The 26235-nt window shown below is 73.8% G+C and carries 19 protein-coding genes and 1 tRNA gene; 5 read left to right on the top strand and 15 right to left on the bottom strand.

The genetic code is table 11. The annotated features are described in order from the left end of the window. Positions 1–3: 3 nt before the first annotated feature. The gene (locus tag ACFPP6_RS27625) at positions 4–468 is read right to left on the bottom strand and encodes a hypothetical protein (RefSeq protein ID WP_382047781.1); all 465 of its coding nucleotides are present in this window, start codon (positions 466–468) and stop codon (positions 4–6) included. Between the two features lie 207 nt (positions 469–675). Between ACFPP6_RS27625 and ACFPP6_RS27620 the strand changes: the two genes are divergently transcribed. Further along, positions 676–1209 carry a hypothetical protein gene (locus tag ACFPP6_RS27620; RefSeq protein WP_382047838.1) on the top strand — a complete coding sequence of 178 codons (534 nt, stop codon included), beginning with the start codon at positions 676–678 and terminating at the stop codon, positions 1207–1209. Positions 1210–1286: 77 nt separating this feature from the next. Here the strand turns inward: ACFPP6_RS27620 and ACFPP6_RS27615 are convergent, their stop codons facing one another. Further along, a complete protein-coding gene (locus ACFPP6_RS27615; RefSeq protein WP_382047779.1) occupies positions 1287–2267 on the bottom strand; it encodes a CapA family protein in 981 nt (326 codons plus the stop codon). Positions 2268–2379: 112 nt separating this feature from the next. On the opposite strand from ACFPP6_RS27615, the gene polX reads away from it, so the two are divergent. Both polX and ACFPP6_RS27605 read left to right on the top strand, forming a co-directional pair. Next, a complete protein-coding gene (gene polX, locus ACFPP6_RS27610) occupies positions 2380–4107 on the top strand; it encodes a DNA polymerase/3'-5' exonuclease PolX (RefSeq protein ID WP_382047776.1) in 1728 nt (575 codons plus the stop codon). 94 nt (positions 4108–4201) lie between these two features. Further along, positions 4202–5092: a DUF2268 domain-containing putative Zn-dependent protease gene (locus tag ACFPP6_RS27605; protein ID WP_382047774.1), complete on the top strand. Its 891-nt coding sequence runs from the start codon at positions 4202–4204 to the stop codon at positions 5090–5092. Positions 5093–5146: 54 nt separating this feature from the next. Here the strand turns inward: ACFPP6_RS27605 and ACFPP6_RS27600 are convergent, their stop codons facing one another. The 3 genes from ACFPP6_RS27600 to ACFPP6_RS27590 form a co-directional block, all read right to left on the bottom strand. Then, the gene (locus ACFPP6_RS27600) at positions 5147–5650 is read right to left on the bottom strand and encodes a DinB family protein (protein ID WP_382047772.1); all 504 of its coding nucleotides are present in this window, start codon (positions 5648–5650) and stop codon (positions 5147–5149) included. Between the two features lie 27 nt (positions 5651–5677). After that, positions 5678–6883 (bottom strand): serine hydrolase domain-containing protein, encoded by a 1206-nt coding sequence (locus ACFPP6_RS27595; protein ID WP_382047769.1) that lies wholly within the window; start codon positions 6881–6883, stop codon positions 5678–5680. Positions 6884–6946: 63 nt separating this feature from the next. Further along, the gene (locus tag ACFPP6_RS27590) at positions 6947–8845 is read right to left on the bottom strand and encodes an ABC transporter ATP-binding protein (protein ID WP_382047767.1); all 1899 of its coding nucleotides are present in this window, start codon (positions 8843–8845) and stop codon (positions 6947–6949) included. A 303-nt stretch (positions 8846–9148) separates the two neighbouring features. Here ACFPP6_RS27590 and ACFPP6_RS27585 point away from each other — a divergent pair, with 303 nt between their 5' ends. Then, positions 9149–10153, top strand: coding sequence for a trypsin-like serine peptidase (locus ACFPP6_RS27585; RefSeq protein WP_382047764.1), 1005 nt, complete (start codon positions 9149–9151; stop codon positions 10151–10153). Between the two features lie 70 nt (positions 10154–10223). On the opposite strand, the gene ACFPP6_RS27580 is transcribed toward ACFPP6_RS27585, so the two are convergent. The 5 genes from ACFPP6_RS27580 to ACFPP6_RS27560 all read right to left on the bottom strand — a co-directional run bounded on the left by ACFPP6_RS27580 (position 10224) and on the right by ACFPP6_RS27560 (position 21477). After that, positions 10224–10297 (bottom strand) — tRNA-Lys (locus tag ACFPP6_RS27580). A 68-nt stretch (positions 10298–10365) separates the two neighbouring features. Then, entirely contained in the window at positions 10366–10773 is a 408-nt protein-coding gene (locus ACFPP6_RS27575) for a septal ring lytic transglycosylase RlpA family protein (protein ID WP_382047761.1), read from the bottom strand. Positions 10774–10953: 180 nt separating this feature from the next. Continuing rightward, positions 10954–11499, bottom strand: coding sequence for a TerD family protein (locus ACFPP6_RS27570; RefSeq protein ID WP_382047758.1), 546 nt, complete (start codon positions 11497–11499; stop codon positions 10954–10956). A 67-nt stretch (positions 11500–11566) separates the two neighbouring features. Next, the gene (locus ACFPP6_RS27565; protein ID WP_382047755.1) at positions 11567–13891 is read right to left on the bottom strand and encodes an MMPL family transporter; all 2325 of its coding nucleotides are present in this window, start codon (positions 13889–13891) and stop codon (positions 11567–11569) included. Further along, entirely contained in the window at positions 13885–21477 is a 7593-nt protein-coding gene (locus ACFPP6_RS27560; RefSeq protein ID WP_382047752.1) for an SDR family NAD(P)-dependent oxidoreductase, read from the bottom strand. The genes ACFPP6_RS27565 and ACFPP6_RS27560 overlap by 7 nt, the downstream gene beginning before the upstream one ends. 206 nt (positions 21478–21683) lie before the next feature. Here ACFPP6_RS27560 and ACFPP6_RS27555 point away from each other — a divergent pair, with 206 nt between their 5' ends. Beyond that, positions 21684–22079: a rodlin gene (locus ACFPP6_RS27555; protein ID WP_382047749.1), complete on the top strand. Its 396-nt coding sequence runs from the start codon at positions 21684–21686 to the stop codon at positions 22077–22079. 8 nt (positions 22080–22087) lie between these two features. On the opposite strand, the gene ACFPP6_RS27550 is transcribed toward ACFPP6_RS27555, so the two are convergent. The 5 genes from ACFPP6_RS27550 to ACFPP6_RS27530 form a co-directional block, all read right to left on the bottom strand. Further along, positions 22088–22462, bottom strand: a complete 375-nt coding sequence (locus tag ACFPP6_RS27550) for a hypothetical protein (protein ID WP_382047746.1) — start codon at positions 22460–22462, stop codon at positions 22088–22090. After that, a complete protein-coding gene (locus tag ACFPP6_RS27545) occupies positions 22459–22935 on the bottom strand; it encodes a roadblock/LC7 domain-containing protein (RefSeq protein ID WP_382047743.1) in 477 nt (158 codons plus the stop codon). Before ACFPP6_RS27545 ends, ACFPP6_RS27550 begins: the two co-directional genes overlap by 4 nt. Positions 22936–23011: 76 nt before the next feature. Next, a complete protein-coding gene (locus ACFPP6_RS27540) occupies positions 23012–23872 on the bottom strand; it encodes a transcriptional regulator (protein ID WP_382047740.1) in 861 nt (286 codons plus the stop codon). Beyond that, positions 23869–24252 carry a hypothetical protein gene (locus tag ACFPP6_RS27535; RefSeq protein WP_168092065.1) on the bottom strand — a complete coding sequence of 128 codons (384 nt, stop codon included), beginning with the start codon at positions 24250–24252 and terminating at the stop codon, positions 23869–23871. Before ACFPP6_RS27535 ends, ACFPP6_RS27540 begins: the two co-directional genes overlap by 4 nt. 215 nt (positions 24253–24467) lie before the next feature. Next, on the bottom strand, positions 24468–26081 hold the full coding sequence (locus tag ACFPP6_RS27530; protein ID WP_382047737.1) for a M4 family metallopeptidase: 1614 nt from the start codon (positions 26079–26081) through the stop codon (positions 24468–24470). Between the last annotated feature and the right edge of the window lie 154 nt (positions 26082–26235).

Raw genomic sequence — 26235 nt, 5'->3', positions numbered from 1 at the left:
ATGTTACGGATGCTCGCCCGCGGTACGCCAGCAGTTGCGCTCCCGGTCGTAGGAGAGCGTCCGGCCCGTGCAGGACTGCAGGTCCAGTTCGAGGAGTTGCCGATAGGCGGCGACGGGCAGGTCCGCCTCGACAAGGATCCGGGTGGCCGAGTGCGTGTCCTCCAGCAGGAGCGGGCGCGGCGGCGAGGGCGGCTCGCCCGGGGCGCGGCGCAGCACACCTCCCAGGATCCGCTTGAGCGCGGTGCAGGCGTCCTGGGCGAGGATCTGCCCGACGTTCTGCAGGAAGCCGCTGAGCGGCAGTACGACGAGCACGAGCCAGGTGAGCGTCTCGCCCCTGAGGGCCCCCAGCGTCGCGCTGTACGTCTCGAGCCCCAGCCCTGCCAGCCCGTCGGTCAGCGACTTGCGCTCCGCCTCGCCGGTGCCGGCGTCGAAGTAGACGTGTGCGGTCATGGGCGGGAGTTCGGCCATGCCTGATGCTAGGGCTTCGCCTGCGGCGGAAGCAGGCACTCCGGGCCTCCCGGGCCCTTCGAGCCTCCCGGGCGCCGTCCGTGCCTCCCGGGCCCCCAGGCCTCCTCGGGTGGCCGCTCGGTGGATCTCTGTGGATCCGTCCTCCTCCACGAGGCGGAGGAGGACCGCCGCAGCGGACGATGCGGGGCTGTCATGCTCAGGGCCAGCATGTCCGTCATGACGACAGCGACCGCTCCCCTCCCCGCCCTCCCCACGCTCCCCGCCCAACCCGTCCACACGCCCGCGCCTGTCTGGGCTCGCCGTGCCGCCCACGCCATCGCCCTGTGCGCACTCCCGTCCGGCCTGTGGCGCATCGCCATGGCATCGGGTGTCCACGTGGGCTACAGCGACCAGGTGCTGCGCGACGTCTTCGACATCCCGGGCTGGGGCATCGCCTACGTCGTCGGCCTCTCCGTCCTGTCCGAGCTGGCCGCGCTGTTCCCGCTGCTGCTCGTCGGCGACCGGTGGCGGCCGCTGCGCCCCCGGGCCCTCGCCGCGCTGTCCTGGACCGTCTCGGGCGTCCTGGTCCTGGTCGCGCTGTGGCAGGTCGTGGTCGCCTTCACCGTCGAGAGCCAGACGTACATGACGGGAAGCACGGCGCATATCGTCTGGGGCTGCGTCTTCGCCCCGCTGTTCGCCATCCCCGCCCTGATGACCGCGGTGACCTGGTCCTACGCGAAGCGGCACCGGGCGCGGGCCTAGCCTCCACGGGCCGGGGCGAGCCGGGCAGGGCCGGGGTGGGCCGGGCAGCCGGGCCGGGCCGGGCGGCGTTGCAAGCCCTAGGCCGCCCGTTCCGCCGCCGGCGGCCCGGCCCACTCCACCACCAGGCGGCCGTTCTCCTCCGCGACGTCCGTGCCGAAGGCCGCGCAAGCCCGCCGGAACCGCCGGGTGATCCAGCGGGTCTCGGCCGCGTCGGCGAGCCGGGTGCGGCAGAAGTCGAGTGCGAGGGGCACCGCTTCGACGCGTACGGGGCGGGTGCCGTCGAACGAGACGAGGAAGAGCAGACCGAGGTCGTTGCGCAGCAGGTCGTCCGTGGCGTAATCGTCGATGAAGTCCCCGAGGTCGTAGAGCACGCGGTCCTGGACGCCGTGGAAGACGTGCGCGGAGTGCCCGGCGACGAGGGTGGCGCCCGCGGCGAGGAACTGCTGCGCGGCCCGGCGGATGTAGTCGGCCGGGCCGGAGGTCATGTTCGGGCCCCAGTGCGGCGTGACGAGGGTGATGTCCGTGCCGAGGGCGGTGACGGCGCTCAGGAGCCGGGCCGGGGCGCCGGCCTCCAGGTGCACGTAGGCGACTCCCGGCCGGTCGGGGCCCGCCGCGAAGTCGTGCGGGTGGTCGGTGACCCCGAAGACGCCGAACCGCAGCCCGCAGCGCTCCAGGACGGCGGGCCGCCGCGCCGCCTCCTCGTCGCGTCCGGCCCCCGCCCAGGCGATCCCGGCGTCGGCCAGATGGCGGACGGTGTCGAGCAGGGCCTCGGGGCCGTAGTCCAGGGCGTGGTTGTTGGCCAGGTTCACGCAGTCGACGCCGAGGTGCCGCAGCGTCTGCGTGGCCACCGGCGGCGCCCGGAAGAAGAACGGCTTGAAGGGGTCGCGCCGGCGCTCGCCGCGCGCGGAGACCGCGCACTCCAGGTTGAGGACGAAGAGGTCGGCCTCGTGCGCCACGGCCACGACCTCGTCGGCGAACAGGCTCTCCGGCGAGTCCGTGGCGAGGCGCTCGGCGACTTTGCGGCCGAGCATCGTGTCGCCGGCGAGTGCGAGCTTCATGGTTCAACCACCTCCTCGCCCCGGGCCCCCACGCCCACGCGTTTCATTGTAGAAAAAGTGACTTTCAGGCCGGAAATGTGTCGTATGCGTACCGGCGGGGAACAGCAGACCCATGGCCCGGCCCAACGAAGAGGTCGAGGCGCTGCTGCAGGAGTACGCCGACCTCGTCACCATCACCGGCGGCGACGCCTACAAGGCGCGCGCCTACGAGAAGGCCGCCCGCGCGATCGGCGGCCACCACGCCGATGTCTCCCGCCTCGACCTCAAGGGGCTGCTCGACATCCCCGGCGTCGGCAAGTCGATCGCCGAGAAGGTCCTCGAATACCTGCGGACCGGCCGGCTCTCCATGGTCGAGGAGGCCAGGGCGGTCATCCCCGCCGGAGTGCGCGAGCTGATCACCATCCCCATGCTCGGCCCGAAGAAGGCCATGCTCCTCCACGAGGAACTCCACATCTCCTCCGTCGACGAGCTCCTCGACGCCATCCACGACGAGAAGCTCCGCGACCTCAAGGGCTTCGGCGCCAAGACCGAGGAGAACATCCTCCACGGCATCGCCCTGATGCAGCAGGCGGGCGACCGCATCCTGCTGAACGCCGCCATGGACGTCGCCGAACAGATCGTCGCCGACCTCTCCGGGGTCGACGGGTGCGAGCGGTGCACGTACGCGGGGTCGCTGCGGCGGATGCGCGAGACCATCGGGGACATCGACATCCTCGTCGCGGCCGCGCGGTCGGGCCCGTTCATGGAGGCGATCACCGAGCTGCCGATCACCGCCGAGGTCATCGCGCACGGCGAGAAGAAGACCTCCATCCGTACGACGAAGGGCCTCCAGGTCGACCTGCGCGTCCTGCCGGCGGACGCCTGGGGAGCGGGACTGCTGTACTTCACCGGCTCCAAGGCGCACAACATCCGCGTGCGCGAGATCGCGGTCCGCCACAAGTACAAGCTGTCCGAGTACGGCCTCTTCCACGCCAAGAGCGGCAAGAAGATCGTCTCGGAGACCGAGGAGGAGGTCTACGCCCGGCTCGGCCTGCCCTGGATCCCCCCGACCCTCCGCGAGGACCGCGGCGAGATCGCCGCCGGCCTGCGCGACGAGCTGCCCGAGCTGATCGGGGAAGGCGACATCCGAGGGGACCTCCACACCCACACCGACCTCACGGACGGCGTGGCGACGCTGCAGGACATGGTGACCGCGGCGGCCGGGCGCGGCTACGCCTACTACGCCGTGACGGACCACGCCCCGAACCTTTACATGCAGCGCATGACGGACGCCAAGATCCTCGCGCAGCGAAAGCGGGTCCGCGAGCTCGACGGGAAGCACCGCAGGATGCACCTGCTGCACGGCACCGAGCTCAACATCGGCCCCGACGGCGAAGTGGACTGGCCGGACGACTTCCTCGCGGGCTTCGACCTGTGCGTCGCCTCGGTGCACTCGCACTTCAACCAGACCCGCGGCGAACTCACCCGGCGCCTGCTGCGCGCCTGCGAGAACCCGCACGTCAACATCATCGGACACCCCACGACACGGCTCATCGGCAAACGGCGCGGCATCGACGCCGACTTCGACGCGGTCTTCGAAGCCTGCGCCCGCACGAACACCGCCCTGGAGATCAACGCCCACCCCGAACGACTCGACCTGTGCGACGAGGACATCCTCCGCGCCAAGCGCTACGGCGTGAAGTTCGCGATCAACACGGACGCCCACTCGGTGACCCATCTGCCCTACATGCGCTACGGGGTGGGCACGGCGCAGAGGGGATGGCTGACGAAGGACGACGTCATCAACACGTGGCCGCTGCAGAAGCTACGGCGCTTCCTGCGCCCTGGGCGGAGCGGATGAGGGACAGCCCCGCGGGTCGCGCCCTCGCTCGGCGCGCGCCCCGCCGCCCTGCGCCTTGAACCTCCCGTAACGGCAGGGCCTACGGTCCCGAGTCATGAAGATTGTTGTGCACGACACGGCGTCCGCCATGCTCGATCTCTTCCAGCGACCGCTGGAAGAGCGGCCCGGCGCCCTGCGAGAAATGCTCAGCCCGCTCCAGGGCGTGATGGCCCCCGTGATGGGCGATGTGGACCTGGCCGAGATGCACCGCCACAGCAGCGGCTTCCGGCTCGATCGCGACGACCCGCGCTACCTGCCCGCCGTACGGCAGATGCGGGAGGCGGGCGTGTGGAGCCGCATCGAGGACACGCTCGCCGCCGCGTGGGAGCGGATCGACGGCGCGGTGCCCGGCATCGAGCACGCCGAGACCGTCCACGTCGTCGTGGTGCTCGGCAACCCCGACGACGACCAGCTCATGGGCCGTAGCGCCGGCTACTTCGGTGTGGGCGGGATCCCGGGAGCCATCGAGCTGATCATGTGGCCCACCGACACGAGCCTGGAGAAGATCGGCTACGGCGCCGCGCACGAGTTCCACCACAACGTGCGCTACGCGAACGTCACCTGGAACCCGGTGACCGTCACGGTGGGGGAGCACGTCGTCGCCGAGGGGCTGGCCGAGGCCTTCGTACGGGAGCTGGCCGGCGAGCAGGCCATGGGCCCGTGGTCGAAGACGCTGACCGGCGCCGGGCTCGACAGCGCATACGCGAAGATCACTGACGACATCGACGTGGCGGGGATGCAGAACCTGGCCGCGTACGTGCTGGGCGACGCCGCCGCGCAGCGCATGGGCCAGGATCCCGTGGGGCTGCCGGACTTCGCCGGGTACGGGGTCGGCCTGCGGATCGTCGACGCCCACCTCGCCGCCTCGGGCCTGACCGCCGCCCGCTCCACGGCCCTGCCGGCACGCGAGATCCTCACCAACGCGGGCGTGCCGACCGGGGCGTGACGCCGACGGAAAAGCAGGCGGCCGGGCGGCGGACCTTGCGAACCGCCCGGCCGCCTACTCGCCGACCGCGCCGTCGATCGCTTCGCGCAGCAGGTCCGCGTGGCCGTTGTGGCGTGCGTACTCCTCGATCATGTGCGTGAGGACGTAGCGCAGCGAGACGGTCTCCCCCCGGAACTCCACCGTGTCGTCGAGGGACACGAAGGCATCCGTGACAGCGCGGGAATCCTCGCATGCCTCACGCCAGAAAGTGAACGCCTCCTCCACGTCGGCGGCGTCCACGTGGAACTCGCCGAAGTCGCCGTCGACCGCGGGCCACAGAGCCGCGCGCTGCTCCCCGCGGAGCACCATGCCGAACCAGCCGCGCTCCACCTCGGCCGCATGCCGGACGAGGCCGAGCAGGGACAGGCCCGATGTCGGCACTGCCTTCTCCTTCAGCTGCTCACCGGTCAGCCCCTGGCACTTGAGGGCCAAGGTGGCGCGCTGGTAGTCGAGGAACGAGGTCAGCGACACACGGTCGTCGGCGACCTTGGAAGGTACCTTGCGCTGATCATCACTCATCCGGCCATCATGACAAGAGGGGCCGGACTACCTCGACGCGGGGCAGAACTCCGCCTGGAAGACGTCCCCCGCGGCGTCCGTGTCGCTCAGGGTGTCGGTGTTGAAGTTGAGGACGAGGCTGTGCCGGGTGTCCGCCGAGACGAAGGCGATGCTCTGCGTCCCGACGAACAGGCCGGTGTGCCCCCACACTTCCGTCCCGCAGAGCGTGTAGCGGAACAGCCCCAGGCCGTACGACGCGCCCGAGCCGTCGCCGGTGGGGACGGTCGTCCTCAGCTCCCGCTGCTGCGCCGGCGGCAGCAGCCTGCCCTGCAGCAGGGCGGTGAGGAAGCGGTCGAGGTCGGCCCCCGTGCTGATCAGGTCGCCCGTGGCCCAGATCAGGGAGGGGTCGAAGTCGGTGACGTCGTGCATCCTGCGGTCCGGGTCGTCGGTGAACCAGCTGTAGCTGCGTCCGGCGGGGGCCGGGACCGTGCGCTCGTGGCGCGGCAGGCGGGTGGAGCGCAGTCCGAGCGGTGCGATGATGCGGCGCTCCACCTCCTCCTCGTAGGACCGTCCGGTCGCCTTCTCCACGACGAGGGCGGCGAGGACGTAGCCCGTGGGGGTGTACGCGTAGCGGGTGCCCGGTGCGAAGTCCGGCGCGTGGGCCGTCGCGGTCCGCACGATCCGCCGGGGTGTCCAGCGGTCGTAGCGGTGCTTGAGGAACGCGGTGGTGGTGAGGTTCCTCAGGACTTCCGGGTCCCTGGTGTAGTCGAAGAGCCCGCTGGTTTGCTGGAGGAGGTGGCGCAGGGTGATCCTGCGGCCGTCGTTCCCGTGCCCCCGCACCATGCCGGGCAGCCACTTCTCGACGGTGTCGTCCAGGGTGAGCCGGTGCTCGGCCTCCAGCTGCAGGAGGACGGTGGCGGTGAAGGGCTTGCCGATGCTCCCGGCGCGGAAGCGGTCCACGGCGCGCCTCGGCCGCTTGGCGTGCAGGTCGGCGACGCCGGCGGCACCGTTCCAGGTGCCGTGCGCGTCGCGGACCCGCGCCAGGGCGCCGGGGACTCCCGCCTTGACGGCGGCGTCCAGGGCGGCCTGGGTGCGCTCGTGTCCTCCGCCGCGCGCGGCGGGCCGGACGTGGACGGCGGCGCCCGCCGGAGCGGGTGCCGGCGCGGCCCCCGCCATCGCGGCGGCCGTCAGGAACGCGGCCAGTACGGCTCGTGCCGTACGGACCGTCCTCGGTGAACGCGGACGCTTCGTCATGACAGCCCTCCTTCAGTGGGGGTCAGCGGTTCGGGAACAGGGCGGACCCGGGCGGTGGCGCGGTCAGCGCACGGCGCCGCTCACCTCCTCCGGCGTCGTGGGGAGCCCCCGGTCGTTCTGCAGGGACCACAGCTCACGGAAGAGGCCGGGGGCCTCGACGAGTTCGGCGAAGGTGCCCAGCTGGATGACCCGGCCGTGGTCGAGGACGACGATGCGGTCGGCGACCGCGACGTTGGCCAGGCGATGGGTGACGAGGACGACGGCCCGTTCCTCGGCGATCTTGCGCAGCCCGGCGAAGATCCGGTGCTCCGCCCGGGCGTCCAGGGCGCTCGTGGGTTCGTCCATGACGAGCAGGCCCGCCGGGCGGTAGAAGGCCCGCGCGATGGCGATGCGCTGCCACTGGCCGCCGGAGAGCTCCACCCCGCCGTACCACTCGCGGGCGAGGAGGGTGTCGAGCCCGCTGCGGAGCTCCTTGACGACTTCGTCGGCGCCCGCGTGCGCGGCCGCCTGGAGGACGAGGCCGTCCCCGTCGTGCGCCTGTCCGAGGGTGATGTTGTCGCGGACGGACAGGGGCCAGTGGGCGAAGTCCTGCGGGACGACGGCGGTCTGCCGCCACATGGCCTGCGGGTCGAGTTCGCCGGAGTCGACGCCGTCCCAGGTGACCCTGCCCTCGGTGGGCACGTACAGGCCGGTCAGCAGCTTGCTGAGGGTGGTCTTCCCCGAACCGTTCTCCCCCACCAGCGCCACGACTTCGCCGCGCCGCACCTCCAGGCTGACCTTCTCCAGGGAGGGGCGGTCGGAGCCCGGGTAGCAGAAGGTGAGGGACTCGGCGCGGACGGCCGCGGGGGCCGCGGGGATCCGGGTGCCGCGCTGCATCCGGTGCCCGCCGGCCTCGTCGATGAACTCGGCCCAGTCGTCGAGGTAGAGGCCGGTGCGGAAGAGGCGGGCGCCGTAGGAGACCATGCCCCGCAGGGACGAGCCGACCGACCGCAGGGCGAAGACCGCCGTGCCGGCCGAGGCGAGCGACATGTGCCCGGTGCCCAGCAGGAGGGCGAGCGCGGCCCACACCAGGCCGGAGGCGAGACCGCCGGCCACGGCGCCCGCGAGGGCGTACCGCGCGCCCCGGTGGACCGCCTTGTCGGTGGTGGTGTGGATGCGGTTGCTGATCGAGCGGTAGCGGCCGAGGAGGAACTCGGCCATGGTGCCCGAGCGCAACTGGTCGGCGAAGACCTTGTCGGTGACGTGCCACCGCAGGTGGTTGAGCACGCGGCGGTCGCCGCTCAGGGCGCGGGAGGTCTGGTAGTGGACCCGCGCCCCCTTCACACTCGCGATGCCCTGCGGGAGGGTGGCCAGCAGGAGCAGCGGCAGCAGGACCGGGTGCAGGAGCGTCACCACGCCGGCCGCCGCGATCAGCGACGCCAGGCAGGCCATGAGGTCCTGGGATTCGGTGAGCAGGTCCTGGGCGACGTCCGCGCCGCGGTCGGCGGCTTCGCGCTTGTCGTTGAAGCCGGGGTGGTCGTAGGCGGCGAGTTCGGCGTTGATCGCCGCGTCGAGCATCTGGAGCTCGGCCTCGCGGGAGATCCGGGGGGCCAGCCGGCTGGAGATGTTGGCGACGGCGATGGCGAGCAGGGCCCGGGTCCCGGCCGCCCCGGCGAGGAGGGCGAGCGAGGGCAGCGCGTCCATGAGCCGGTCCTCGATGTGGCCGGAGGTGATCAGCGCCGTGATCGTGCTGCTGGTGGCCAGCAGGCCGAAGGCCTCGAACGCCCCGGACAGCACCTGGCAGACCAGGAGCGTCAGGACCGCTCGTCTGTCCACGCGCCAGGCCAGGTTCAGCGCCTTGCGGACGAGCTGGGGCAGACGCCGGCTCATCGCACGGGCGGTGAGCGGGCTCTTCTCGAAGGCGGTCAGGGTCGGGGAGCGGAAGCGTAATTCCTCATGTACCTCGGTGGTCTCGGCGGGCAACGTGATTCCCCTTGGTTGCGGGTGTCGACGGTCCGGTTCCGATGGTGAGCGCCTGCACGATGCCGTATGACGCGGGCGAGTTACGGCTGAACGCCCTTAATCCACTCGAAGGTGGGCCTTTTGGCCGACGGCTTCGGGGTGAGTGCGCCACCGTTTGACGCGCCCCTGTCAATCAACGGGGCCGCGTGGCACTCTGCCTCTCACACCGTGCGCTGCGCGCCGCGCACCATGCGCACTGCGCACCATGCACCACGCACGCCCGGTACGTGCACGTGCCGTATCCGCACCGCAGAAGGAGTACGCGTGAGACGATCCCGCCGTACGACCGCAGGTGTGCTGCTGGCCGCCTGCGCCCTGGTCGCCGCAGGCGCACAGGCCGCGACGGCCGACCCCGCTCCGGGCGGAGCCCCGGCCCCGGCCGTGCACACCGCCGCGGCCTCACCGGACGCCCGGCAGGCCGTCGCCGACTACTGGACGCCCGAACGCATGCGCACGGCCGTCCCGCTCGACCTCACCTCCCTCGCACCCGGCACGCTCCCGGCGGCGGCCCGCGGCGCGGCGCCGGTGGCCCGGGGCGAGACGTTCACCGTCGCCGCCACCGCCCCGGCCGCCGGATCCCTCGCCTCCTTCCCGCAGCCGGGAGGCCCGTGGACCGGTGGCGGCGCGGTGGCCAAGACCTCGGGCCGGGTGTTCTTCACCATGCAGGGCCGCAACGCCTCCTGCTCGGCCGACGCCGTCACCAGCCGCAACGCCAGCACCGTCATCACGGCCGGGCACTGCGTCAAGTACCAGGGCAACTGGCACACCAACTGGACCTTCGCCCCCGGCTACGACGACGGGAAGACGCCCTACGGCACCTGGGCGGCGACCAAGACGCTGGCCACGCCGCAGTGGACGGCCAGTGAGGACATGAACCACGACATCGGCGCGGCCGTCGTGGCGCCGCTGGGCGGCAAGCGGCTCGCGGACACCGTCGGAGCGCAGGGCCTGCAGTTCAACGGCGCCTACAACAAGCCCATGTACGCCTTCGGCTACCCCGCGGCGTCCCCGTACGACGGCAAGAAGCTCATCCACTGCAGCGGGAACTCCACCAAGGACTTCCTCCTCACCAAGGACCACGGACTGGGCTGCAACATGACGGGTGGCTCCAGCGGCGGCCCGTGGTTCGCGTCGTTCGACGAGGCGACCGGCACCGGCCTGCAGGCGTCGGTGAACAGCTTCGGGTACACGTTCCTGCCGAACACGATGTTCGGCCCGTACTTCGGCGACGAGGCCAAGGCCCTGTACGAACAGGCGCAGACGAGCTGACGCGTTGCGCCGACGTCACGCGTCGACACGCGAAGGGCCCCGCCTTCCGGCGGGGCCCTTCCCTCACAAGTGCGCCACCAGGGACTCGAACCCCGGACCTGCTGATTAAGAGTCAGCCGCTCTGACCAACTGAGCTAGCGGCGCGAAATAAATACTACCGTACGAATGACGGTGCATCGCCCACGGTCCGGAGCGGTCACGGCCCTCGCGGCTCATGCGACGCCGCCGAGGGTTTCGAGGCTCACCCGGACCAGGCCCTGGCCGGTGTCGGCGATCTCCTCGAACGCCGCCCGCGACAGGTCGATGCAGCGGCTCGTGTCCCTCGGGCCCCGGTCGTTGATCCTGACCATGACCTCGTCACCGGTGGCGGCGTTGGTGACCCGTACGCGGGTGCCGAACGGCAGGTCCCGGCTGGCGGCGGTCATCGCCTGCGGGTCGAACGGCTCGCCGCTGGCGGTGGGCCAGCCGTCGAGCATCTCCTCCGGCGCGCCGTACCACGAGGCGACGCACGTCCGCGGGCCGCGTTCGTCCGCGCCGACGAGGAGGGGGACGGCACAGACCAGGACCGCCGCCAGCGCCACCGTGACAGGGGCGCGGCCGGGCGTCCTGGGGTGCGTCATCGGGGTCCTCGGTCCTCGCTCCTCTGATCCTCGGGTCTGGAAGATCGTGTCCGCTGCGGACGGATTCCAGTCCTCGGGGCAGGACGGAGCAGCCGATCGGCGGCATGCCGGCAGGACCAGGTGCGTGGGAGTGCCGCCCGGGCGCGCGGGTGCGCGTGCCGTGCGGCGCTCCCGCCCGGGTCAGGCGCTGCCCATCACCGCCGCGAAGGCCGCCGGGTCGGTGTCGAACCCGCGGACGGCGGGGCGGCACTCCCACGCGCCCTGCCCGGTGCGCACGAACTCCACGACCGTCGCCGCCGTGGCCCCGGCGACCGCCGCGAAGTCGTCCGCGGCCAGCTCCGTGTACCCCTCCGTGACGCGGACGCCGGTGTTGGCCACGTCCCCGAACGTCTTGCGCCCGCCGCCCTGCTGTATGGCCACGCCGACGACGACCCGGGCGTACAAGGGCGCCAGCCGGTCGAGCTCCAGCGTCATGACCTCGTCCGAGCCGAGTCCCATGCCGGTGCGGCTGTCGCGGTTGAGGAGAATGGTGCCGTCGGGCGAACGGCTGTCGAAGTGCACGAGATACGCGGGCTTGCCGTACGGCTCGTCCGCGGTGTACGTGGCCGCGATGAGGTCCAGGTCGTTGTCGGGCAGGCCCATCGCGCTCGGATCCCATCTCAGCGACACCTGGACCTTGCCGAGCCCCTTGCTGAGGCCGTCCGCCCCCTTGTTGAGTCCGCTCACCTGACATCCCCTCCCACTTCCGTGTTCCTGGTGCACTCCCACCTTGCCGCCGGAACCGCCGGTGCCGCTACCCCGGGTGGGAGGGCTCGACCGTTTCGGGCGACGGCGACGGCTGCGGCAGGACGGTGCGCGCGCCGCGCCGGGGCGGCGTCGGCAGCCACCAGTTGGCGCGGCCTGCCAGCCGCATCACGGCGGGCACCAGGAGCGGGCGGATGACCGCGGCGTCGAGCACGACCGACAGGGCGGTCGTGACGGCGAGGAGCTTCATGAGCGCGACCTCGGCCGTCGCCAGGGCGAGCAGCACCGTCAGGACGAGCGCCGCGGACGCGGTGAACAGCGGCGCCGCCGCCTGGAGTCCGGCGGCGGTCGCCCGCACGGTGTCGCCGGTGCGGGCGTGCGCCTCGCCGATGCGGGCCAGCAGCAGGATCTCGTAGTCCAGGGACAGCCCGAAGGCCAGGCAGAAGGCGACGACGGGCATGACGACGCTGACCGTGCCCGTGGCCGTGAAGTCCCCCACCAGCCATTTCATATGGCCCTGCTGAAAGATGAACACCATCGCGCCGAAGGTCGCGGTCAGGCTGAGCAGGTTGAGCGCGAGTGCCTTCAGGGGCAGGAACACGCTCCGGGTGAAGGCCAGGAGGAGCACGAACGTGGCGACGGCCATCGCCCCCAGTGCCCACGGCAGCCGCTGCGCGAGGGTGTTCCGGGCGTCCCGGAACTGGGCCGTCGGGCCGCCGACGAGCGGCGGTGCCGGCGCCCGGGCCTCCTGCAGCCGGGCGAGGAGGGCCGTGGACGCGGGGGCGTACGGGTCCGCCTCGCCGCCGACGGCCAGCCAGGTGCCCGCCGGCGAGGTGAAGTGCCGCAGGGCCGGGCAGCCCGGCAGTGTGCCGCGCGCGGGGGAGGCCTCGGCCGCGCAGGCCAGAGGGGCGTCCCGGCCGAGCACGTACGAGCCGGTCGCGGTCCGCACACCCAGGACGCCCGGGAGGGCCGACAGCCGCTTCGCGTACGCGTCCAGCTCCGCGATGCGGCCGGGGCGGTCGGGCCGCCACCCGGGAAGGGCCACCTCGACGGGGTTGCGCAGCTGGGGGAAGCCGTCCCGCAGGGCCTGCGTCGCCCGCACCTCCGGGGCGTCGCGGGGCAGGACCCGGTCGTCGCTGAAGCCGAAGACCACCTGGCGGAAGGGGAGCGCGAGAACGAGCAGCACCCCGGTGGCGAGCGCCGTGACGAGCAGCGGGCGGCGCATCACGCGCAGGGCCAGCCGCCGCCACCCGCGTCCGGCGCGGCCCGGCGCCCTGCGCCGGCGCGCGAACAGGTCGCCCCGGCCGATCGCCCGGGGGAAGCAGGCCAGCGCCGCGGGGACGAGCACCAGGGCGGCGAGCGCCGCGAGCAGCACCACGCTGACCCCGGCGTAGGCCATCGACCGCAGGAAGTACAGCGGGAACGCCAGGAGGCCGAGCAGGCACAGGGCGACGGCCGCCGCCGAGACGACGACGATCCGCCCGGCCGACCGGACCGCACCCGCCAGGGCGTCCTCCGGCGGGCTCCCGGAGGCGATCTCCTCGCGGTAGCGCGCCACCAGGTAGAGGCTGTAGTCGACGGATAGCGCGAGCCCGACCGCGCCGGTGAGGTTCAGCGCGAACGTCGACACCTCGGTCACGGCGGTCAGGCCGCGCAGCACCGCCAGGGTGCCGGCCACCGCGACCGCGCCCACCGCGAGCGGCAGGCAGGCCGCGGCCACGCTCCCGAAGACGAACACGAGCAGCAGCAACGTGGCGGGGAGGGCGATCAGTTCGGTGCGCAGCAGGTCGCGCTCGCTGTAGCGCTCCAGGGCGCGGTCGAGGACGGCGTGCCCGCTCGCCCGGACCTGCAGGGGACCCCGGGGCGCGGTGGCGGCGGGCAGCAGGCGCTCGACGGTCGCCCGCCCGGCCCGCCCGCCCCCGTCCAGGCGCACGGTCACGAGCGCCGTGCGGGCGTCGTACGAGCGCAGCGCGGCATCGTCGACTTCGCCGCCGCCTCCCGGCGCCCTGCCGCCGCCCGCCGCAGGGCACGAGCCGCGGGTGACCGGGCCGGTCCAGTACGAGTCGACGCCGGTCACCCCCGGCTCGCGGCACAGGCGGCCGACCAGGGCCAGGCCCGCCGCGCGGGCCGCGGGCGCGTCCACCGAGTCCGGGGCGCGCGCCAGCAGCACGACGTCGGGCGCGCCCGCGTGGAAACGGTCCGTCAGCAGGGCCTCGGCGCGGGCCGAGGGGGAGCCCGGCACCGTCCAGCCGCCGCTCGCCAGCCGGGCCGCCACCCCGTGCCCGAGCAGGGCGCAGGCCACGGCGGCGAGCGCGGCCAGGGCGAGGACGGGCCGGCGGTGGCGGGCGCAGCGGCGGGCCAGAATCGTCAGCACGGCGCCTGGCCCGCCTGGCCGGCCGGGTCCGCGGCCGGGCCGGGCTGCGTGGGCACGCCGGGCCGGGGCGCGGGCCCGGCACCCGGCGCGGGCTGCGGGGCGACCGGGTCCGTGCCCAGGCCCAGCCGCAACTGGACGATGCGCGCCATGTCGAGGACCGTGCCGCCGCTGCGCATCAGCTCCATGGGCGGCACCTGGACGTCGAAGCGGCGCCGCAGCGTGGCGAGGAGCTCGGCGGCCATGAGGGAGTCCACGCCGTACTCCTCGAGCCGCCGGGACGGGTCGATGCGGCCGGGGTCGAGGTGGAGAATGTCGGCCAGGATCCGTACGAGGTTCCCGGCCAGCGCGTGCAGGGCGTCCGCGGGGCTCATCGCCGACAGGGACTGCACGATCTCCTCGTGGGTGCGGCCCGTCTCCGCGTCGGGCTCGGGAACCAGCTGCCGGTACCGGGGCGCGCCGAGCGAGGGCAGGCAGGCGCGCAGCCTCGCCCAGTTGTACCGGCCCACCCCGGCGACCTCCGTGCCGTCGCTCAGCAGCACGCCGGCCGCGTCGAACACCTCGCGCGGGGTCAGCGCCTCCACGCCGCTGCTCTCCAGGGCGCGGGCGAGGCCGTTGCGGGCCACGTAGCCGGTGCCGCCGAGGGCGCCCCACCCCACGGCCAGGCCCGGCCTGCCGTCGCGCCGGCGCCTGCGGACCAGCGCTTCGAGGAAGAGGTTGCCCGCGGCGTAGGGGGCCTGGGTGATCTGGCCGACGCGTGCGGCGACGGAGGAGAACATCAGGAACAGCTGCAGGTCCGCCCGGTCGCGCGTGAGCGCGTCGAGCACGGCCGCGCCCCCGGCCTTGGGGGCCAGCACGGCGCGGAACCGTTCGTCGGTGAGCTCCTCCAGCGGGGCGTCGTCCAGGTGCATGGCGCAGTGCACGACGCCGCGCAACCGGTGCCCGCCCGCGTCGATCTCCTCCACGACGCGCCGCATGGCGGGCAGGTCGGCGACGTCCGCCGCGTGGGGCACGGCGCGCACCCCGCGCCGCTCCAGGTCCGCGAGCAGGCTCTCGCAGCCCGGGGTGCGTTCCCCCTTGCGCCCGACGAGGGCCAGGTGGCGCGCGCCGTGGTCGGCGAGCCAGTGCGCGGTGGCCGCGCCGTAGCCGCCGAGGCCTCCGGTGACGAGGTAGGTGGCGCCGGCGTCGAGGCATGGGGCCCGGAACCGGGGTTCGACCAGGGCGGGTTCGTCGAGCGGGTCGAAGGAGACGACGACCTTGCCGATGTGCCGGGAGTGCTGCAGGAGGCGGAACGCCTCCTCGGCGCGGGCGGCGGGGAAGACCGTGTGCGGCAGCGGCCGGTAGTCCCCTGCCCGGACGCGCTCCGCGACCTCGGCGAACAGGGAGGCCGCCCGCCCGGGGTCGGCCAGCAGGGCGAGGAGGTTGACGCCGAAGAACGCCAGGTCGCGCTCGAAGGGGCGCAGCAGCAGCCGGTTGTTCTCCAGGATGTCGCGCTTGCCGAGTTCGACGAAGCGCCCGCCCGGCCGGAGCAGCTCCAGGCTGCGGGAGACGGCCTCGCCCGCGAGGGAGTTGAGGACGACGTCGACGCCGCGCCCGCCGGTCAGCTCCCGCACCCGCCCGGCGAAGGCCAGGCTGCGCGAGTCCAGGACGTGCTCGACGCCCAGGGCGCGCAGCAGGTCGCGCTTGGCGGGGCTGCCGGCCGTGGCGATGACGTGCGCGCCGTGCAGCCGCGCGTACTGCAGGGCCGCGAGCCCCACGCCCCCCGCCCCGCCGTGCACGAGCACGGTCTCCCCGGCCGCCAACCCGGCCTGCCAACCCAGGCCGTAGTGGACGGTCAGGAAGACCGCGGGCAAGGTGGCCGCCTCGGCGAAGCCCGTCCCGTCGGGGATCCGGGCCACGGCGTCCGCGGAGGTGACCATGTGCGAGGCCAGGCAGTCCGAGCCGCTGGCGAACACCCGATCGCCCACGGAAAAGCCCGTGACGCCCGGGCCGACGGCCGCGACCGTACCGGCGCACTCCAGCCCGTACACCGCGTCGAAGCGCCCGTCGGCGGTGTCCTCGCCGGCCAGGGCGCCGGTGGCCAGGACCACGTCGCGGTAGTTCAGCGCGGCCGCCCGCACGGCGACCAGGACCTGCCCGGGGCCCGGCACCGGCCGTTGCGTCTCCACCCAGACAGGCCGGAAGGACAGCCCGGGGTCGCGGACCTCCAGGGCGAACGCGTCGACCGCGGGGGAGGGGACGAGGGGCCGGGGGAAGTCCCGATCGCGCGGGACGAACCGGCCGCCGCCGCGCGTCAGGACGACCTCGGTCTCCTCCGACGGGGCGAGGAGCTCCCGGGCGAGGCGCTCCGCGTCCGCAGCCGTGTCGCCGCTGCGCGCCAGGGAGAGCCGGCGCGTCGTCAGCGACGCCTGCTCGTTGGCGAAGGACTGCGCCATGCCCCACGCGGCGGCGTCCGCGGGGGAGGGGCCGGGCGATCCGGGCTCCGGGACGGCTCCGCAGGGCCGCGTCACCAGCCACAGGGAGACGCTCTCGCTGCCGGTCAGCCGCCCGCACGCCACCGCGAGGGCACGCAGCACCGCGCTGCGCCGGGTCGCCCGCTCCACCACGTCGCCCGGGGCGTCGGCGCCGGCGGGCGCCAGCACCAGGACGATCACGGTCTCCCGGGACAGCAGCGGGGCCCACGCGCCGGGGTCCTCGCCGGCCACGGTGGTGTGCACCTCGACGGCGTCGGCCGCCCGCAGGAGGCCCGCCGTGGTCCTCGCCAGCGCGTCCTCCTCCGGGGTCTCGGACGCCACGACCCAGGCGGTGCCGATGCCCGCGGCGGGAAGCGCCGCGGGCCGCACCGGCCCGCCGGCGCGGGCGGTCAGGAAGACGGAGAAGTCCTCGCAGGCCGGCTCGGCGTCGTCCCCGGTCCGTACGGTGCCGGTGAATCCGCACCGCGCGAGGAGCTCGGCCCACTCCTCGCGGCCGAGCAGGGGCGAGCGGAGCCGCAGCCCGGTGTCCGTGCGGTTCCAGAAGCTCCCCAGCGTGCCGAAGAAGGGCAGCAGGAACAGCGGGTCGTGGCTCTCCAGCATCAGCAGCAGGCCGCCCGGGGCGGTCAGCGACGCCACCCGGCGCACCGCCGCCTCCAGATCGGCGCTCGTGTGCAGGGAGTTGGCCGCCACCACCAGGTCGAACCCGCCGCGGGGCAGATCCTGGCCCGTGGGGTCGGCGTCGACGTCGAAGGTGCGGTAGTCCACGAAGTCGTACGCGGCGAAGCGCTGCCGGGCCCGCGCGAAGAACGACGACGACACGTCCGTGAAGAGGTAGCGGGTCCGGTCGGCCGGCAGCAGGGGCAGCAGGGCCGCGGTGGCCCCGCCGGTGCCCGCGCCGATCTCCAGCACCCGCAGCGGCCGGTCGGCCGGCAGGCTCGCCACGATCTCCCGCACCAGGGTCTGCGCGACACGGTTGTGGAAGCGCAGCACCGGCGCCACGTCGTAGAGCTGTTCGAGGGACGACGTGGCGCCCTCGACCCCCAGCAGGTCCTGCGGGTCGCGCGCGCCCCGCAGGACGTCGCCGAGGTGGAGGAACTGGCGCACGACCAGCGTCAGTTCCGTGGAGAACGCCGGCTGCTCCCGCAGCGCCTCGCGCAGCATGCCGATCGCGCACCCGGGCGCGGCCTCCCGCAGCCAGCGGCCGTCCGCGTCCTGCCGCGCCAGCCCGTACTGCGTCATCGCGGTCAGCATCAGCTCCATCGCCTGCCGGTGCCCGGGCAGCATCCCGCCCGCCACCAGGTCGCCCACCGTGAACCAGCCCTCCCCCTCCGGCAGCAGGCCGTCGAGCGCGGCGGCGTAGGCGTGGGCCGCCGCCTCCTGCAGCCGGGCGGCGAAGCGCGGATAGCCGGCCGAGCGCCAGTCGCGGCGCAGGGCCAGGACCCGGCCCGCGGCCCGCTCGGCGATCTCCTGCGGGACCGCCACGGGCCCCGGCTCCAGCGGGGCGCCGGGACGCGGAGCGGCGCGCAGCACCGTCTCCTGACGGGTCACCGGCGTCCGCCGAGCCCCGGTCAGGCGCCGCATGCGGCACCCCCTCAGCTCCACCGTGACCGTGCCGTCCTCGTCGGTGACCGTGATGTCCCAGCACACCTCGGTCGCCGTCCGGCCCCGCTCGCGCAGGTGCACCGCCCCCTTGGGCGCCGGGCTGCGCCACACCCGGACCGCGTCCATCGCCGCAGGCAGATACGTGTGCCCCGCGAGGACCTCCGCGTCCAGCAGGGGCGCCCCCGTCTGCACCGCCCCGTCCAGCAGGGCCGGGCTGACCTCCAGGCCCTCCAGCGGCCCGGGGTCGCTGTAGAAGGCGACGACCTCGCCCTCGCCCGCCCACAGTTCGCCGAGCACCCGGAACGACGGGCCGTAGCCGAGACCGGCCTCGCCGACCTGCCGGTAGTGCTCCTCACCGCTGACGCGGCGGCCGCACCGGGCCCGGGCCGCGGCCAGGTCCACCGGCGCCGGAGGCCGCCCCCACCGGGCGCGCACCCGCCCGCGCGCGTGCCTGCGCTGCCCCGTGACCTGGTCGTCCGTGCTGCTGATCAGCACCACCCCGTCCTCGGGGTCGAACGACACCTGCGTGTGCACCCGGCCCGGCTCGCCCCACGGCACGAACAGCGGCCGGACGAAGTCGAGATGGTCGGCCTCCACCGCGGTGTCCAGCACCCGGCGGCCCGCGGCCAGGGCCATCTCCACATAGGCGGTCGCGGGCATGACGACGGACCCGCCGAGCCGGTGGTCGGCCACCCACGCCAGCCGGGCCGGCTCGACCGCGCCGTGCCACACCGGCAGCGGCGCCGGCATGCGCTCGCCCAGCAGCGGGTGCTCGGTGCGGCCGTCCCCGCTGCTGCGCACCCACGACTCCGGGCCGCCGCTCCAGTGCCGTTCGCGCTGCCAGGGGTAGGCGGGCAGCGAGGCCACCCGCCCCGGGCGCGGGAAGCGCGCGCTCCAGTCGGCCTCGGCGCCGGCCGCCAGCAGGGCGGCCACCGCCGTGCGCATCGCCCGCACACCGTCGTCTCCCTTGCGCAGGGTACGGGTGACCGCCCGCAGCCCGGGCGCGTCGTGGGCGGCGGTGATGCGCCGCAGGTAGCTCTGCAGCACCGGCTGGGGGCCGATCTCCAGGAAGACGTCGGCGCCGCGGCCGAGCGCCTGCTCGACGGCGTCCGCGAACAGCACCGGTTCGCGGACGTTGCGCCACCAGTACTCCGCGTCCAGCTCGGGCCCCTCCAGCACGTCGCCGGTGACCGTGGAGAGCAGGGGCACGCGCACCGGGGACGGGCTCAGGCCCGCGAGGGCCTTGTGCAGGGGCGCGCGCAGCGGGTCCATGGCGGCGCTGTGGAAGGCGTGGTCCAGGTCGAGTTCGGCACAGACCACGCTCTGCCCGGCCAGGTGCCCCAGCAGCCGGTAGAGCTGCTTGCGGGGCCCGGCCACCGTGACGTCCCGCCGGGTGTTGACCCCCGCGATCTCCAGCCCGGGGTATCCGGTCAGCAGTTCCGCGGCCTGCTCCCGGGACATGCCGACGGCCGCCATCCGCCCGCAGCCGGCCACCGCCGCCTGGGCCCGGCTGCGTTCGGCGATCACCCACGCCGCCTGGTCGAGGGTCAGGGCTCCGGCCGCGTAGGCCGCCGCGACCTCGCCGACGCTGTGGCCCAGGACGGCCGACGGTGTGATGCCGTGGGCACGCAGCACCGCCACCACGCCGGTCTGCAGCGTGAACAGCAGCGGCTGGGCCACCTCCGTGGCCGCCAGACGGCCTGGCGAGGGCTCCGCCAGCTCGCGCGCGACCGACCAGCCCAGCCGCGGGGCCAGCACCTCGTCCACGGCTTCCACGGCCGCCCGGAAGGCGGGTTCCGCGGCGAGCAGGTCGGCCCCCATGCCCGCCCACTGCGAGCCGTTGCCGGAGAACGCGAACGCGATCCTGCCCTGCCGCACCGCCTCGCCGGTGACGGCCTCGACGGCCGGGCCCGCAGGGGCCGGCTGCGGGGGCAGCGCGGAGCGGCGGGCCAGCCGCCCCAGAGCCTGCGCCGCCTCCTGCGGCCCGTCCGCCACAACGGCCGCCCGGTACGGGTGCTTGCCGCGCCGGGCGCAGCTGGTGTGCGCCAGGTCGTAGAACTCCTCCGGCCCCGCCTGCCCGAGCCGCTCCGCGGTCCGCGCCGCAGCCTGCGCGAGGGCCTCGGGCGTCCGGGCGGAGACCACGAACGGCAGCGTGCGCGGCCCGCCGGCCGCGTGCCGGGCGCGCCGCGCGGGAGCCGGTGCGGCCGCCACGACGGCGTGGGCGTTGGCGCCCCCGAAACCGAACGAGTTGACGCCCGCGACCGGCCGCCCCCGCACCTCGCCGACCGGACGGGCCTCGGTGGCGGGGGCGAGCCCCAGGCCCTCGAAGTCGATGCCCGGGTTGAGGGGCAGGGCGTGCAGGGAGGCGGGGATCACGCCGTGCCGGAGCACCAGGAGCGCCTTGAACAGCCCCGCCATCCCCGAAGCCGGTTCGAGGTGGCCCAGGTTGGACTTGACCGAGCCGATCGGCAGCGCGCCCGTGCTGCGGCGCGTCCCCAGCGCCCGGCCGATGGCCTCGCACTCCACCGGATCCCCGGCGGGCGTCCCCGTGCCGTGCGCCTCCAGGTAGACGACGTCGTCGGGGTCCACGCCGGCCTGCTCGTACACCGACGTCAACAGGGCTTCCTGCGCCCGCGGGTTCGGCAGCGCCAGCCCCGCCGTCCTGCCGTCGCTGTTGGCCGCCGACGCCAGGATCACCCCGTGGATGCGGTCCCCGTCGGCCAGTGCGTCGCGCAGCAGCTTCAGGACGACGACCCCGCCGCCCTCCGCCCGCACGTAGCCGTCGGCCGCGGCGGAGAACGACGCGCACCTGCCGTGCGGCGAGAGCATCGACGCCTGCGAGAACCCGACGTACGGGTAGGGGCTGAGCAGCACGTTCACGCCGGCGGACACGGCCGTGCGGCTGGTGCCCTCGCGCAGCGTCCGGCACGCGCGGTCCAGCGCCACGAGCGCCGAGGAGCACGCGGTGTCGACGGCCATGCTCGGGCCGCGCAGGTCGAAGGCGTACGAGATCCGGTTCGCCGCGATCGACGCCGCGCCGCCCGCCATGGTGTAGGCGTCGACCCCCTCGATCCGCAGCATCTGCTGTGCGCCGTAGGAGGTGTCGGAGACCCCCACGTACACGGCGGTGTCCGAGCCGGCCAGCGTGACCGGGTCGATCGCGGCGTCGTCGAGGGCCTCGGCCGTCATCTCCAGGAGCATCCGCTGCTGGGGGTCCATCTGCGCGGCTTCCCGGGGCGAGATGCCGAAGTAGCCGGCGTCGAAGCCCGCGATGTCGTCCAGGAAGCCGCCGGCCGCCGTGTAGCTCTTGCCCGGGCGCCGCGCCGACTCGTCCACGAAGCGGGCCGTCTCGAAGCGGTCCGCGGGCACCCGGGTGACCAGGTCCCGCCCCTGCTCCAGGGCCTCCCACAACCCCGCGAGGTCGCCGATGCCCCCGGGAAGGCGGCAGGCCGCCCCGACGACGGCCACGGCCCGGTCGTTCTCCGCCGAACCCTCTGAGCCCTCCGGATGCACGCGTACGACCTTTCCTGGCGGACCGGGCTCCACCGACGAGCCCGCACGGTTGATGACGCACCGCATCTTGTCGACTACGCAACGTGAAGGCAAGCGGCCCGGGTCGGGCGGAGGTCGAATGGGTGACAAGCCGGAACATTTACGGCATCAGGGAGTTACCCAGTGCGCGTTGCCCCGGGAACGCGGACCGAGCGAGAGGTGCAGAGGTGCTCAAGAAGGTGATGGCCGCAACGGCCCTGACGGCCTCGGCGGTCGGCTTGATCGCCGGACCCGCGGTGGCCGTCGGCGACGGCCGGGACGTGGCCAACGCCAACGGCGCGCGAACCGGCTCCGGCGAAACGCTCACCGGCGGCTACATGAGCCCGCAGACGACCGCGGTCCAGGACACGCTCAACGACCTGTGCATCGGCGTCGGCAAGCTCGGCGTGCAGTCCCTGCTGCTGCTCATCAACGTCGGGCTGCAGGACATCCCGGTGCTCACGTCGCAGCAACAGCAGCAGTGCACCAAGGGCTCCGTGATCGACAACGGCAACAACCCGCTGTCGCACATCGCGGAGCGCATCTCGCTGGTGGACCACAACGGGACCGGCAACCGCCACTAGAGCCCGCGCTATACCTCCAGTTCCCCCTCGATCCGCTTGAGCTGGTGGCGCGCCATCGCCAGATTGGCGCGCCGGGCGTCCAGCACCAGGTACAGGAACAGTCCGTTGCCGCCGCGGCCGGCCAGCAGCCGGATCAGGTGGTACTGCGAGCCGAGCGTGATGAGGATGTCCTCGATGGCGTCCTGGATGTTGAGCATCTCCATCGTCCGCAGCTTGGCCCGGACCACGTCCGTGTTGCCCGCCGCGGCGACGTTGAGGTCGAGGGTCTGCGACCCGCCGAGGGTGCCCAGCGCCATGCCGCTGCCGTAGTCGACGAGGGCCACGCCGAGGGCGCCCTCGATCGAGCTCATCGCGTCCTTGAGGGCCGTTTCGGTGTTCGTCATGAGGTGATTCCGCTCTGGTTGTCGGTACGGGACGGGGCGGGAGCCTGGCGCGGGCGCTCCAGGGCTCCGTCGATCAAGGGGGCGATGCGGGCGCCGGCCCTGCGTGCCTCCAGGTTCAGCCGGCCGACGTTCGCGTCGGCCGAGGCCAGGAGGGTCAGCACGCAGGAGGACCCGGCTGCGTACGTCGCCACGTAGCCGCGCTCGCCGCTGACGAGCAGTTCGCGGAAGCCGCCGTGACCGACGGCGTCCGTCAGCCGCGCGCCCACCCCGAGCGCCGCCGCCGTCAGTGCGGCCACGCCGTCCGGCTCCATGTCGGTGACCAGGTGCGCGATCACCAGCCCGTCGGTGCTGGCCACCATCGCCCCGGTCAGGTGCGGGACCCGGGCGCGTAACCCCTGGAGCTCGGTGAGCACCTCGGGTGCGGCGGTCATCGGCTGTCTCCTTCCGGCGAGCTGTCTGAAGGCGCGCCTCATCATGGGATCGGCAGGTGCGGGCAGGCGTACGGCACGGTCGTGCAGACCGTGCAGGCCGTGCAGGTCGGACAGGGAGTCACAGGGCCTCCAGGGCGTCGCGGATCCGGTACAGCAGGGAGATCTCCGGAGCGGTGGGAGGCGGCGGTCCCGGCAGGGCCGGGGCGTCCGCGCGGGGCGTGCGGACCAGGCCGGCGGCCGCCAGCCGCCGCACGTCGAGGAGGGTGGCGAAGGCCGGACGCCCCAGGGCCCGCGCGATCTGCAGCGGCGTACGGACGCCGTCGGCCGCGGCGAGCACCGCCTGCCGCCCGCCCGCCGGGCCCGGGCCGCCGCGGCCGCCGTCGCCGACGGGCACCACCGGCGCCGCGTCCACCTCCGGGCACGGCCAGGCCCGCTCCAGCAGCTTCCGCCTGCGGCCGACCTCCCGCTGGAGGACGGGCACGGGGACGGGGCGGATGGGGCCGAGCCAGTGCCGGGCCTCGCCGAGGAAGCGGTCGGGCGCGCGCTGGGACCGGTCGAGCGGGGACAGGACGAAGTAGGCCGCGTCGAACAGCGCGCTCAGGTGGCACAGTTCCAGCTCGCCGCGGCTGAGCCGGCCGCGCTCCACCAGCAGGCTGCCCGCCCGGTAGCCGGGCCCGCCCTCCGCGACCGCTTCCTCCCAGGCCTGCGGGGACAGCCGCCCGCGGGCGGTCAGCCGCCACCCCATGTCGGGCACGACCGGGCTCTCGGCGTGCACCACGGCGCCGTCGGTGAGGTAGAGCGCGCCGACGCGGCCGTGCAGGGCGCCGGTCGCCCCCTCGGCGGCGAGCCGGTCCAGCGTGGGGACGGGCCGGTCCGGGGCCGGTGCGGGCCGGTCCGGTGCGGAGGCGGGTGACTCCCTTACGGGTAACTCCGGTACGGGGAGCTCCGGCGCGGGTGTCGGCGCAGGTATGCCGCTCACGCCAGGACCAGCCGCTCGGCGAGGCCCTTGAGCCGGAACAGGGCGACGGCGAGATTCGCCTCGCCGCGATCCAGCCACAGGTAGAGGCAGACGCTGCTGTCGAACTCCGTCTCCACGAAGCGGAGGAGGTGGTAGCTGCCGCGCGCCGTGACGATCAGGTCCTCCACGGGCCCGGTCCGCGCGGTCGCCGCGGTGAACGCGCTGTTCTCGAAGGCGAGCCGGGCCAGCTCGGCGGCGTCGGCGGCCGCGCTCTCGTGGTCGCGCCCGGGGCCCTCGCCCGCCTCTCCCAGCGCGAGCCCGCTCGTCCAGTCCACGAGGCTCGCGCCCCGTGCGCCCGGGATGGTCATGGCCTCGGCCAGGCACCCGTCGATACCGGTCACACGATCCTCTCCAGCCCCCCGTGCCCGATTACCAGTGGCGTCTTCGCTGCGACGGAAGGTAATCGATGTGAGTGGTGTGAGGGGAGAGTTTTGGCATTTTCTCTCGGCACATGTGGAACGGGTGTATGGCGGGATCCGGACGGTGCGCGGGCAGGGGTGCGGGGCCCGCCCCGTGGAGGTGGGCGGGCCCCGGACGAACGGGGCGGGACGCGGGTCTACTTGACGTTGACCGCGCTCCAGGACGCCCCGACGGTCTTGTACTCGGTGCTCGTGGTGCCGTACAGCGCACCGGCGGCCGACAGCGTCGCGGTGCGCGCGGCCTTGTAGTTGGTGTTGGACGTCATGTACGAGGTCAGGGCCTTGTACCAGATCTTGGCGGCCTTGTCCCGGCCGATTCCGGTGACCTTGGAGCCGTCGGAGGTCGGGCTGTCGTACTGGACGCCGTTGATCGTCTTCGCGCCGCTGCCCTCGGACAGCAGGTAGAAGAAGTGGTTGGCGACGCCCGAGGAGTAGTGGACGTCCTTGCCGCCCACGCCGCTGTACCAGCTGTCGACGGAGTTGCCGTCCTTGGACGGCTTGTCCATGTAGCGCAGCGGCTTCCCGTTGCCGAAGATGTCGATCTTCTCGCCGATGAGGTAGTCGCCGGTGTCCGAGGAGTTGTTGGCGGAGAACTCCACCGCGGTGCCGAAGATGTCCGACGTCGCCTCGTTGAGCCCGCCCGACTCGGCGCTGTAGATCAGCTTCGCGGTGGCGGCGGTGACGCCGTGGGTCATCTCGTGGCCCGCGACGTCGATGGCGGTGAGCGGCTTCTTGTTGCCCGTCCCGTCGCCGTAGGTCATGCAGAAGCAGGCGTCGCTCCAGAACGCGTTGACGTAGCCGTTGCCGTAGTGGGCGCGGGAGTAGGCGGCCTTGCCGTCGTTGCGGATGCCGTTGCGGCCGAAGGCGTTCTTGTAGAAGTCCCAGGTCACGGCGGCGCCGTAGTGGGCGTCGACGCCCGCGGTGAGCCGGCCGCCGGCCCAGGTGTCGGTCGCGTTGGAGTAGAGCGTGCCGGTGCCGGACGTGCCCTGGTTGAGGTCGTAGGTCTTGTGGCCGCCGCGCGCGCCGTCGTTGAGCTGGTAGCTGTTGCCGCTCTTGGTCGTGGTCAGCGGCACGGTCCCGCTGTACTGGCTGGTGCCGGTGCCCGTCTCGATCGCCTCGTGGCGGAAGAGCTCCGCTCCGGTCGCGGCGTCGGTGACGACGTGCAGTTCGCTCGGCGTGCCGTCGTGCTGCACGCCCTCGACGACCGTCTCGTAGGCGAGGACCGGCGTGCCGGAGGCGGCCCAGACGACCTTGCGCGGCGTGCCCGCCGAGGGCTTCGCGGTGTGCGCCGCGGAGGCGGCCGACAGGGCGGCCCTCGCCGCTGCGGACGCGGGCTGCGCCGCATCGGTGGAGGTGAGGGAGACGGCTGCTTCGGTGGACTTGGTGACGGAGGTGCGGCCGCTCGGCTCCTGGTGCACGACGAGGTCGCCGCCGAGGACGGGGAGTCCGGCGTAGGTGCGCTCGTAGCGGGTGTGCACGGTGCCGTCCGCGTCCTTGACGACGTCCCGGGCGACCAGCTTCTCCTTGGCGCCGAGGCCGATCTTCCCGGCGGTGGCGGCGGCGTTGTCCTGCGCGCCGCGTATCTCGGACGCCCGCTGGTCGGGGCTCATCGGGACCGCCATGGCGCTCGGGCCGCGCTCGGCCTGGGCACCGGCCACGCCGGTCTGCACGGCTACTGCGCACAGGGCGGCGGAGGCGAGGAGGGCGGTGGTGCGGACGGTGTGGCTGCGGGGGGTGGTGAAGCGTCTCAACTCTGTCTCCTAGCAGGGGCGCCGGGCCGCGGCCCGGCGAGGGATCGGACATCCCAGGGCGGACTGCCCGTTGATGCAGGAGTGAATCGAGAGGATGGTGCCAGCTCGCGCTCAAAATTGACAGGTGCGCGACAAGAGTGTGGCGCGGAGTTTT

This window comes from Streptomyces aureoversilis, assembly GCF_042657885.1.
GTDB lineage: Bacteria > Actinomycetota > Actinomycetes > Streptomycetales > Streptomycetaceae > Streptomyces > Streptomyces aureoversilis.
Note: the sequence above shows the minus strand (reverse complement) of the source record. Positions and strands in the feature narration are given on the sequence as shown.

Excerpts from the sequence above, each read along its gene's own strand:
- ACFPP6_RS27625 (WP_382047781.1), bottom strand. The coding sequence starts at position 468 with ATGGCCGAACTCCCGCCCATGACCGCACACGTCTACTTCGACGCCGGC.
- ACFPP6_RS27620 (WP_382047838.1), top strand. The coding sequence starts at position 676 with ATGTCCGTCATGACGACAGCGACCGCTCCCCTCCCCGCCCTCCCCACG.
- ACFPP6_RS27615 (WP_382047779.1), bottom strand. The coding sequence starts at position 2,267 with ATGAAGCTCGCACTCGCCGGCGACACGATGCTCGGCCGCAAAGTCGCC.
- polX (WP_382047776.1), top strand. The coding sequence starts at position 2,380 with ATGGCCCGGCCCAACGAAGAGGTCGAGGCGCTGCTGCAGGAGTACGCC.
- ACFPP6_RS27605 (WP_382047774.1), top strand. The coding sequence starts at position 4,202 with ATGAAGATTGTTGTGCACGACACGGCGTCCGCCATGCTCGATCTCTTC.
- ACFPP6_RS27600 (WP_382047772.1), bottom strand. The coding sequence starts at position 5,650 with ATGAGTGATGATCAGCGCAAGGTACCTTCCAAGGTCGCCGACGACCGT.
- ACFPP6_RS27595 (WP_382047769.1), bottom strand. The coding sequence starts at position 6,883 with ATGACGAAGCGTCCGCGTTCACCGAGGACGGTCCGTACGGCACGAGCC.
- ACFPP6_RS27575 (WP_382047761.1), bottom strand. The coding sequence starts at position 10,773 with ATGACGCACCCCAGGACGCCCGGCCGCGCCCCTGTCACGGTGGCGCTG.
- ACFPP6_RS27550 (WP_382047746.1), bottom strand. The coding sequence starts at position 22,462 with ATGACGAACACCGAAACGGCCCTCAAGGACGCGATGAGCTCGATCGAG.
- ACFPP6_RS27545 (WP_382047743.1), bottom strand. The coding sequence starts at position 22,935 with ATGAGGCGCGCCTTCAGACAGCTCGCCGGAAGGAGACAGCCGATGACC.